Annotated in this window: 2 protein-coding genes; both read left to right on the plus strand. The window is 38.1% G+C overall.

Annotated elements, in window-relative coordinates; all coding sequences use genetic code 11:
- Nucleotides 1–423: 423 nt before the first annotated feature.
- Nucleotides 424–1,005, plus strand: coding sequence for a 30S ribosomal protein S3ae (locus tag Q0W26_RS00305; protein ID WP_298521336.1), 582 nt, complete (start codon nucleotides 424–426; stop codon nucleotides 1,003–1,005).
- Between the two features lie 310 nt (nucleotides 1,006–1,315).
- Nucleotides 1,316–10,894 (plus strand): Ig-like domain repeat protein, encoded by a 9,579-nt coding sequence (locus Q0W26_RS00310; protein WP_298521337.1) that lies wholly within the window; start codon nucleotides 1,316–1,318, stop codon nucleotides 10,892–10,894.
- Nucleotides 10,895–11,035 lie beyond the last annotated feature (141 nt).

Below are 11,035 nucleotides of genomic sequence, written 5' to 3' on the forward strand. Positions count from 1 at the left end.
TCGAGTCTATTGTAGCATTTTTCAAAACCTCTTCTAAATGGGTAATTTTCCAATCGGAGCATTTAAATTCGAGTTTCATGAGGTCTTCTGAAATGGTTGAAAATTTTATTTTTCAAATCATTTCCAAATTTTCGCCTAATTTTTAAAAATTCAATAATCTTTATATATCATGAATAAAATATGTAATTATAACCTTTATGGGCGGGTTTTAAAAATTAAAACTTAAATTACAAATATTTCTTTAAATAAAGAGAGTACAACTCTCGATAGTCGAATAAACGATTATAATTCAATACTAATTTATAATCGTTTTTTGGGTTTATTTTGTAAAGTATTTCATAAACTACAAAATTTAAGGCTATTTTTAAAATTTTAATGGCGTTACGCTAGATTATTAGATAAATTTTATTAACGGTAGATATAATGGCAAAAGCAAAATCAAGACGTAGAGTACGTGATACATGGAAAGAAAAGTCCTGGTACACTATCAAAACACCAGTGAACTTTGAAGACAAAGAAATCGGAGAAACTCCAGCAAAAGATCCAGAACTTCTCATTGGAAGAGGTGTAGAAGTTACCATGAGAGAATTAACCGGAGACTTCTCAAAACAATACATCAAACTCAGGTTTGAAATCGACAACGTTGCAGGAGACGTTGCAAACACAAAATTCACAGGTCACAAAACCACAACCGATTATGTCAGAAGCATGATTAGAAGAGGAACTTCAAGAATCGACGCTTCAGCAATCGTAAAAACAAAAGATGACCGCAAATTAAAACTCCAAGTATTGGCTGTAACCATCAGAAGAGCTAAATCTTCTCAACAAAGATACATGAGAAAAACAATCGAAGATTTACTCATCGAAGCAGCAGCTGAAAGATCATTCGACGATTTGGTAAAAGTATGTGTCAACGGTAAATTGGCATCTGAAATTTACCACAACGCTAAAAAGATTTACCCTCTCAAAAGGGTTGAAATCATCAAAAGTAAAGTAATCAAATAGGATTGCTTTTCACTTTTTTTCTTTTTTTGTTTCTATTGTAGAATGAATACTTTTTATTTAATTTTTTCATATTTTTTCATATCTCTTTTTCTTTAGTGACATTTTTTAATTTTTTGTTTACTTTTCTTTAAAAATTCTGAAATTTTTTTAATATTTTTTTAATATATTGGAAGAAAAGCATTATATATGTTATATATTATATATATGTACTGTATCGTCAGTTTTGAATTATCGTGAAAGTAAGATAAAAAAATTGAGGTTAATATTCATGAATAAAAAACAAATATTTCTTAGTATTTGTTTGTTCATAGTGTTTTTTTCTCTGCTTTCCGTTGCCTCAGCGAGTGACACGACAGATAACGTCACTATTACGGCCGTTAGTGATGATTCAAACACTATTTCTGTAACAAACAATCAAGATCATAATCTGGGAGCTAGCCCCGGATTCACTAGTTTAAATACTACAATTTCTGATTCTCAGGCTGGGGAATCCATCACTTTGAATGAAGATTATTCCTATTCAGACAGTGATGGCGATTTTTCCGAAGGGATTATTATTGATAAGAGTATAACCATTGATGGACAAGGTAATACTATAAATGCACAGAAAAAGGCTTCTATATTCAATATCCAGGGTAACTCTAAGGTCATTTTAAAGGATATAATTTTTAGTAATGCTTTTGGTGTTAACGGTAGTGCAATCAAGCTTGATCCCTCAACACACCTTGAAATCATAAATTGTAAATTTAATGATAATGTAGCCCAAATGAGCGGGGGTGCTATTTACGTATCCAATTCAAGTTCACTAACCTCAAACTTGATTATAAATGGTTCAGAATTTAATAGAAACTCAGCACGCTTTGGTGGGGCGTTATACTTAACTGAAAATTCTCACGAGTTATCTATAATCGAAAATTCAAAATTCATAAAATGTACTTCAACAGGCGACGGTGGAGCCGCCTATATTAGTGCAGATAATGTAGAACTGAAAAGTGTGGTATTTCAGGACAACGTCGCAGGAGACGACGGTGGTGCTGTATACTGGGAAGGAAATAACGGTATCATTATTGATATCGCTTGTACAAACAACAAAGGAAACAGCAGCGGTACATCAAATACCCGTGGTGGGTCAATTATCATTACTGGATCAAACATCACTGTTTCCAACTCTAAATTCTCAAAAGGCTCTTCTTACGCTAATAGGAATAACACTACTAGAGTTGATGGTGGAGCCTTATTCGTAACAGGTAATGATGTAACTATTAAAAACACTACTTTTGACCAGTGCAGTGCTGTCAATAACGGTGGTGCAGTATATGTAATCGGAAACAATGCCGAAATTATTGAATGTACATTTACTAAAAACACAGGTTCAGACGGTGCGGCATTATTTATAAATGGTACTGGCTGTAAATTAATCAATTCTACCTTTAATGGCAATACTGCTAATGATGACGGTGCTATTTTCTGGCAAGGTGATAACGGATATATGTATAATATCACCTGTGTTAATAACAAAGGAGTAAGTCAAGGTTCAAATTCCCGTGGAGGTACAATCTGTCTTACAGGAAACAACGTAACTGTTGCAAAATCACGATTCACTTCTTCTGTTGCTACAATCGATGCCGGTAAAAACTCTTCTAAAGTTGATGGTGGAGCATTGTTCGTTACAGGTAATGATGTTATTATCATTGACACCACATTTGATAAATGTACTGCAGCCAATAACGGTGGTGCCCTATATGTCATTGGAAACAATACTGAAATTATAAACAATACATTTACCAATAACAAAGGTTTGGACGGTGCAGCATTGTTTGTAAATGGTACTGACTGTAAATTAATCAATTCTACCTTTAAGGACAATATTGCAAATGATGATGGTGCAATCTTCTGGAATGGTGACAATGGATATATGTACAATATCACTTGTAACAATAACAAAGGAATAAGTGAAGGAAACTCCAGTACTCGTGGAGGTACAATCTGTCTTACAGGAGACAATGTAACTGTTGTTAAATCCAGTTTCACTAAGAGTCAGGCTAATATAGGCAAAGATAAAGATGCTTCTAAAGTCGACGGTGGAGCCATATTCATCACAGGAAATGATGTAAATATTCTTGAAACTTCATTCTATGAGTGCTCAGCTGCACATGATGGTGGAGCATTATACATCATCGGAAACGATACTCAAGTCGTAAACTGTTATATCTATAAGTCTTCAGCCAGCGACGGTGGAGCATTATTCATAAATGGTTCCAGAATCAATCTTTTAAATTCCTCTACAGTTCAGAATTCAGCTGAAAACGGAGGGGCAATATATATTGAAGGACATGATGTTGTCATCTCAGAGTTACAATCCTCTTCAAACAATGCTAATACAAGAGGGGGTTCAATTTATGTTGAAGGATATGGGGCTTATATTGATAAATCCACATTTACAAGTAACACTGGCCTTATCGGTGGAGCTATCTACATTGCAGGAGATGATGTTGTTGTAGATAATTCCTCATTCAAATCCAACAACGGTAAAGGTAAGACAACTGCTGATGGAGGTTCCGGTGGTGCAATTTATATAGATGGTGAAGGAGCAACCATTTCAAACTCTGATTTTGATTCAGGTTATGCAGTTCGTTATGGTGGTGCCATTGCAGTATGGGGTGCAAATGCAAACATTACCTCTAATGAATTTAAAGATTGTTCTGTAAATGAATTTGATGGTGGAGCAATATTTGTTAAAGGTGTAAATGCAACAATATCAAAATCCAATTTTTCCGGAGACACTTCTAAAGTAGGTAATGGAGGAGCTATTGGTGTTGAAGGCGACGATGCCCATATTTTAGATTGTAATTTCACTGCATGTAAAGCCACATCCTCTAGTTCTCGTGGTGGAGCCATTGATATTCAAGGACATCGTACAATCGTGGATAACTCCATTTTTAAAGAATGTTATTCTCCTAATGGTGGGGATATTTATGTATTCGGTAATAACGTAAAAATGCAGAATTCCCTATTTGATTCAAATACTGCTGTTAAAGGTGGAGCTATTTTCGTTTGGGGTTGGGGTGCTGTAATAGAAAACTCAAATTTCACAAACTGTAATGCTTCTGAGAGCGGTGGGGCTATCTATACCACTCAAAGTGGAGGTACAAATATTGTAAATGACAATTTTGACAGTTGTGCTGCTATAGGTACTTCCAGTTCTAATGGTGGTGGGGCCATTTATGTAGAAGGTCCTGATACACATATTGCTTCATCTAACTTCACAAACAATCGTGCTAATTTGGGCAGTGCCCGTGGTGGAACAATTTTCATTAAAGGTGAAGGAATATTCCTTGAAAAATCTCAGTTTAATAACAGTATTGCTCATCAGGGAGGTATAATTCACATTGAAGGTGGAAATGCCATTATCAATGCGTCCACATTTTCAAATAGTTCATCAAAATCTGTCGGAGGGGCCATTTCCGTTGTTGGAAGTAATGCAGTAATCGAATGGTCTCACTTTGAAAATTTCAAGGCAGGAGGTAACGGTGGAGCTATATATGTTGATGGTAAAGATACTAGTGTTTTACATTCTTCATTTGATAATTGTACCGTTGGCAATGCTAATGGTGGTGTAATCTTTATCAAGAATGTGGGAACCACTGTCGCATTTTCTAATTTCACCAACTCCAAGGCAGGTATTGCAGGAGCAATTTATATAGACGGTGAAAATACAACAATTTCCTATTGTAATTTGGAAAAAAACACTGCAAATTCTGCAGGTGCAATTAAAGTTTCAGGAAATGATACCATGATCTCTAATAGCAATTTCACTGATAACATTGCAAAATCTGGTTCCGGTGGTGCTTTAGATATGAGTGGAGACAATGCGTCTGTATACTACTCTTTCTTTGATGAAAATAGGGCATACAGTAATGGTGGAGCCATTAACTGGGATGGTGGTCACGGTTCTGATTCAATTGTAGGATGTACTTTCACCAATAATGATTGTAATAACACTCAACAAGGTGGAGGCGCCATTTTCTGGACGGCTGGTGAAATTGGCCACATCGGAGCTGGTGGTTTAATCCAGGATTCAAAATTCATTAACAACACTGCTAATGGAAGACATGGTGGTGCTATTAACTGGTATCACGCAAAAGACAGTGTAATCAATAATTGTCTATTTATTAACAATACTGCTGCATCTGATGGTGGTGCACTTTATACCGGTCACCAAACTGGTGGTGGTTTTAATTTAACTATGACCAACTGTCAGTTCTACAATAACACCGCCCATAAACATGGTGGGGCTATTGCAAATCAAATGGAAGGGTCCTGGATATATAACAATACATTTGATGGAAATAAAGCTCAAGCCAGTGGTGGATCAATAGTGATGAAAGAAAGTTTTGCGATTAATTCTGTAATTGACCATTGTTACATCTACAATTCCTATGTCAATCAAAGTTATGATGACAACAGGTATGGTGAAGGTGGTGGAGCAATCCGTATTGATGATGACAATATCACAATCACAAATTGTGCAATCTTTAATTCAGTAGCGAACAGTACTTATGGTGGAGCAATATACGTAAAAAGTGTAAATGCCTCTTTAATCAATATTTCAATCGAAAATACTGCTACTCTTAACGATAATGGTGGAGCAATATACTGGGCAGGTAATAATGGATATATGGAGAATGCTACTATATTCAACTCTTCATCAAATTCCTTAGGTAAAAAGGATGCGAATGGTGGAGCTATATACTTATCTGGTATCAATTGTAATTTTACCAAGATTACTATAACTTCTTCCTCTTCAAATAATCCTAATAATGGAAGTACAAAATCAGCTCATGGAGGTGCAATTTATGTAGCTGGTGGTAATAATGTTGGAACTAACAATGTTGTGTCTAACATCATTATAGATAATGCAACATCGTCATCCGATAATTTCAAATCTGATGGTGGAGCGATTTATTGGGCTGGAAAATCAGGCAGTTTGATTAATGCAACAATTTCAAACACTCTTGCAAACGGTAAAGGTGGAGCGATATTCTGGTCTGGAAGTTCAGATATTGTTGAAAACATTTCTATAGACTACTCCAGAACAAACGTGATGAATTCCTCAAATACTGCAGATGGTGGAGCCATTTACTCAACAGGCATTAACAATCTGAATAATGTATATGTGGCTGATGCAATTGCTTATACAGATAACGGAAACGTTAAAGGTGGTGCCATTTACTACACTGGCGCTAACATGAACAATGTCACGGTACTCATGTCACGTGCTTCAACAGATAATGGAACATCCTACGGAGGAGCGATTTATTTGGATGGTAGAGTAAATCCTAACCTCTACAATTCATCATTCGAAGAAAATCATGCTGATTTGGGTGGTGCAGTATACACCGTCAGAACAACCAAGGTTTATGACACTTCATTTACAGGCAATGTTGCTGAGGATGGAGGAGCTTTGTACGCTACAAGTAATGATGTCACATTGAATGGAACTTCATTCGAGTCCAACAGCGCAAAAAGAGGCGGAGCAATCTTTACAAACAATGTTCAAATCAAGATGTATAATTCCACCATTAAGAACAACACTGCTGAAGAAAGCGGTGCTGCCCTTTATCATAACTATGTCAACAAAGCTGCAAACAGCGAAATCGTAAACACTGATATGGTAAACAACACAGCATACAGAGGTTCTGCAATCTATGCCACTGACTTCGTCAGGTTCTCTTTGAAGGATGTTGTTCTTCTGGATAACCAGGCAAACGCCAATAAATTCATCAATAAAACAATTGGCGTATATAATGACACATATAATTACACAAGTGCAATATTTTTAGGAAATGATAATCTATTGAACTCAATATGGCTTCAGGGCAACAGGTTAGACCTTTCATGTACTAATGTGACTTATCTTGGAACAAACGGCATTTCCGTAACTAATGAAACTCCTGTCAAGAGCAATCAGGAAGTAAGGCAGAATGTCACCATCTACATGTTCGATAAAAAAGGTGAATTAATAGATCAGCAAGATTTAGTCACCGATGGTTCCGGTAAGGTCGTATATACCTTCAAGGCTGAAAAAGGAGAAATCTACAACTTCGCATATGAACATAAAAGCGACAGGTACTATACCTATTTAAGAGACACTTCCTCCAACAGCAGTCTTGTCCAAATTTGGGTTAACAACTGTACTTACGGCGAAAACGCTTCTGCACTCCTCTCTTTAACCGATGGGGCATGGGGTAATCTGTCCGGAAACGTCACAGTTGAAATCAACGATACAAAGCATACCACTTTCACAGTCGAAATCATTAACAGTACCCTTACGTACTATAACATTTCAGGATTGCCTGTAGGCCATTATAAGGCAACCTCTACATTCAAAGGCAATTCAACCCGTCTGGGAGACACTGACTGGGCTCTGTTTGTAGTGCGTCCGTACACTGATTTGAATATTACAAAAGAGGTCAATGTGACTGGCGATTTTGTCAATGTCACTGATTATATCATGTACACAATAAACGTGACAAATAAGGGTCCTACAGAATCATGGGATGTCAATGTCACTGAAATTCTGACACCTTATCTTAAACTGATAAACAGCACAGCATCTAAAGGCTATTATAATTACACCAACGGCACCTGGTTTATTGGTGATCTGGCCGTTAATGAGAATGTTTCACTGATAATCAAAGCGCAGGTAATTCATAAGGGCCTTATAGCCAACAACGTTTGGGTGGATGGCGCAGGTAGGGAAGCCAACTTCACAGACAATGTCGCATCAGCACGCAATCTCACTGCAGTCGCCTATGTCGATTTGCGCATTGCCAAAGAGCGCAATGTTTCAGAAGTCCTGGCGATAGGTGATAGGATCAGATATGTGATTACCGTATTTAATGACGGTCCGTGCAACGCTACAGGAGTATATGTCGGTGAAAATTTAGATGCTCGTCTTAAATTGATTTCAAGCGTCGCTAGTGTGGGCAAATATGAGAACGGTACCTGGAATATAGGTGATTTGAATGAAGGGGCCAATGCAACACTGACAATTGATGCTGAAGTCAGATATGCAGGTGTTATTATAAACAAGGTTAACGTAACAACCTATGACAATGACACCAACCTTACAAACAACTTCGCTAATGTCACCAATTTGGCAGTGGCAAATGTTGATTTGCAGATTACCAAAAAGGCAAATGTATCTGGCACTGTAGCTGTTGGGGACAGAATAAAATTCACAGTTTCAGTCTACAATGACGGTCCGTGCAACGCTACAGGCGTATTTGTAGGTGAAGAAATCAAGCATCCTCTCAAATTCATCTCAGCTAATGTCACAATCGGACGTTATCAGGATGCAACATGGGTTATCGGCAACCTCAACAAAGGTGAGGTCCACAACCTTACAATCATTGCAGAAGTTGTCGCTTCAGGTGACATCAGCAATTATGTATTCGTAAATGGTTCAGACAATGACACAAACCTTACCAACAACGAGTATAATCTCACAAACATCACTGCAGCATCCTTTGTCGATTTGGTCATAGACAAGGAGGTCACAAGAGCGGATGTCGTTTATGTGAATGATACTGTGGTATTCACAATACGCGTCCACAACAGGGGAGACCTTGATGCTACAGATGTTAATGTGACAGAATTCTGGAATTCCCACCTTAAAGTCGAGGAAAGCACAACACAAAACGGATACTACAATGAAACCGAGCGCATTTGGTATATAGGAACTCTGGCCAAAAAGTCAGATGCAACCCTTACAATCAAGGCAAGGGTAATGTCCAACGGAACTATTTCAAACGTTGTTGTTGTAAAATCCAGAGAAAAGGACATAAATGAGTCAAACAACAGGGATGAAATCGATAACTTCACAGCACTTCCTATTGTCGATTTGGACATACACAAAAGGGCAATCACAATACCTGCACGTGACACAGTCTATGTGGGTGATGAGATAACATTCGCCATTGATGTTCATAACAGCGGTCCTTGCACAGCTACAGGTGTTGTGGTCAGCGAAAACGTAACTGGCCTTGTTGAAATCATCAGTATCAATCCAAGCGTCGGCACAAGCTATGATCCAATCAAAGGCATCTGGACAATTGGCACTTTGGAAAGCGGAGGCAATGCAGGATTGTTCATAACCGTTAAAGTCAAATCCAACGGCACTGTTGCAAACTTCGTATCAGTTAAAGGAAACGAAAAGGACACCAACACATCCAACAACAATGCGTCATCCGACAACATCACTGCACTTCCTTTGGTTGACGTCAAAGTCAACAAGACAGTAAGCGCAACTGAGGTTAAAGTCGGCGACAATATGGTCTACACAATCAAGGTGCAAAATAATGGACCGAACGATGCAACAAATGTAAATGTCACTGGAAAACTATCAAATAATGTGGTCTACATTTCATCTGCTGCAAGTCAAGGCAGTTATGATGCAGCCAAAAACATTTGGTATATAGGTAAACTCACCAACTCTTCAATTGCGACAATGACATTGACAGTCCAGGCGGTTGAAGTTGGCACTGTTGAAAATTCAGTAATCGTCAATTCAACAGAAAAGGACAGAAACACATCCAACAACAACTACGCCTGCGACAACGTTACAGTAACCAAGCTCGACACTCCAATCGAACTGGTGACCTACAACATCACATACGGTGAGGATGAGATTCTGGTTGTCAGATTGCCTGAAAAGGTAACAGGAACAGTAAACATTACCGTTGCAGACAGGACATACAATAACGTTCCGATTAACAACGGAATTGTGGAGCTTCCGGTAACAGATCTTGCCGGTGGAGACTACGACGTCACTGTAGTCTACGGCGGAGACGACAAGTACCTGCCTAACTCAACTTCCGGCAAATTCAATGTTGCCAAACTGACTCCAAAAATCACAATTCAGGTTGAAGACATCTGGGTATGGGAAATCGAAGTCCTAAACGTCACTGTCAACGCTCCTGGAACAGTGTTCGTGACAGTAAACGGAATCACTGTTGAAATCCCTCTTGAAAACGGTGTAGTGACAACCGATGTGCTTAAAGCATCAAAATTCGACTACAACGGAAGGGCAACATGGAACATAATCAATCTGCCTGTGGGAACATATCCTGCATACGCAATGTATCCTGGAAACGAAAACTACACAAGCGTGGACACATCAGATGTCTTCCATGTAAAAGACCGCATTCCGACAACAATCGTCATAATTCCGTCAAACATCTATGTCGGTGATGATGAGTTCATGGAGATTTACGTTGGTCCTTCAGGAGTGACCGGAAGCGTCATTGTCAATGTTGAAGGCGTAAACTACACATGCCCTCTTGAAAACGGATATGCATTATTGGCCATACCTGACCTCAAGGCAGGCGTGAAGGATGTAACCGCATGGTATAACGGAAACGAGCTCTATCTTCCAAGCGAAAACATAAGCTCATTTGAGGTATGGAAAATCAAGCCTCCGGTTGATGTTGAAGCTCCTGAAATCACAGTGGGTGAAGATGGAGTAATCATAGTCACCGTTCCGGACGATGCAACAGGCGAAATAACAATAGAAATAAACGGTGAACGCCATACTGCGATAATCCAGTTCGGTCAGGCAGTGTTCATCATTCCTGGCCTTGAAGTCGGCGTGCATGACATCCTTGCATTCTATTCAGGTGACGACAAGTATCTTCCAGCAAACACTACCGGAAAGATCAAGGTCAACCCTAAAGATGAACCGGATGATGACAACAAAACACATAAACATCCGTCCAAAAAATCTACAATAGACAATAAAATGCCTGCAACTGGAAACCCATTGATGGCTTTGATTGTTGTTTTAATGTCAATATTTTTAGTACAGGTAAGAAGATTTAAAAAATAATCTTCTTTTCTTATTTTTTTATTTTTCAATCATTAACTTAAGAATGGCTTTTGAATTCGCTCTTTTTTTAAAAATATACTATACAAAAAAGCATATATATAATTGCCACCCTATATAATATATATAATATATATTATAATT

The organism is uncultured Methanobrevibacter sp. (assembly GCF_947169325.1).
In the GTDB taxonomy this organism is placed as follows: domain Archaea; phylum Methanobacteriota; class Methanobacteria; order Methanobacteriales; family Methanobacteriaceae; genus Methanocatella.

Bases quoted from the DNA above. Each gene is read 5' to 3' on its own strand.
- Q0W26_RS00305 (WP_298521336.1), top strand. From the start codon at position 424: ATGGCAAAAGCAAAATCAAGACGTAGAGTACGTGATACATGGAAAGAA.